This is a genomic window from Sandarakinorhabdus rubra, from assembly GCF_010994245.1.
GTDB lineage: Bacteria > Pseudomonadota > Alphaproteobacteria > Sphingomonadales > Sphingomonadaceae > Sandarakinorhabdus > Sandarakinorhabdus rubra.
The window spans coordinates 1-832 of the sequence record NZ_WMHO01000421.1 but is presented as its reverse complement, the minus strand read 5'-3'; the positions used below and the strand labels follow the sequence as shown (position 1 = coordinate 832).

Annotated in this window: 1 protein-coding gene; it reads left to right on the top strand. The window is 72.8% G+C overall.

Going from position 1 to position 832, the window contains the following annotated elements; all coding sequences use genetic code 11:
* Positions 1-832 (top strand): flagellar basal-body MS-ring/collar protein FliF (fliF, locus tag GJV64_RS14995; protein ID WP_164158316.1); only part of this gene is annotated, 832 nt, incomplete at both ends.

Genomic DNA, 832 nt, shown 5'->3' with positions numbered 1-832 from the left:
GCCGCCGCGCTGGCCTGGGCGCTGCTGCGCACGCCCGATTGGCGGCCGCTCTATCCCGGCCTGGCCGATGCCGATGCCGCTGCCGTCACCGATGCGCTGGCCGCCGCCAATTTCGACTGGCGGGTGAACAGCGACACCGGCCAGGTGGAGGTACCGGCCGGCGAGATCGCCCGCGCCCGCATCCTGCTGGCCGGCCAGGGCCTGCCCAAATCCTCGGTGTCCACCGCCGCCGGACTGGCCGACATGCCGCTGGGCGCCTCGCGCTCGGTGGAAGCCGCGCGGCTGAAGGGTGCGTTGGAGGCCGAGCTGGCGGCCAGCGTGGAGGCCATCGACGGCGTCAAGTCTGCCCGCGTGCATGTCGCCATGGCCGAACCCTCGGTGTTCATCCGCGACCGCGCCGCGCCGTCGGCCAGCGTGTTTGTCGGCCTGGCGCCGGGCCGCAGCCTTTCGGAAGCGCAGGTGCGCGCCATCATCTGGCTGGTCGCCACGTCCGTGCCCGGCCTTGCCGCCGACAGGGTGAGCGTGGTTGACCAGTCGGGCAGTCTCCTTTCGGCCGGCATCTCGGGCGATGCCCAGCAGCTGGCTTATCAGCAGCGGCTGGAGGGCCTGGTGCGCGAACGGCTGGTGAAGCTGTTGACGCCGATGCTGGGGCAGGGGCGCTTCACCGCCGAAGTCGCCGCCGATGTCGATTTCTCCCAGAACGAGGCGGCCAGCGAGCGCTTCCAGCCGGCCGGCACGGTCAAGACCGAGCAGACCAGCCGCAGCAGCGAAGCCGGTGCCGCGCCGGCGCAAGGCATCCCCGGCGCGCTCACCAACACCGCGCCGCCCGCCG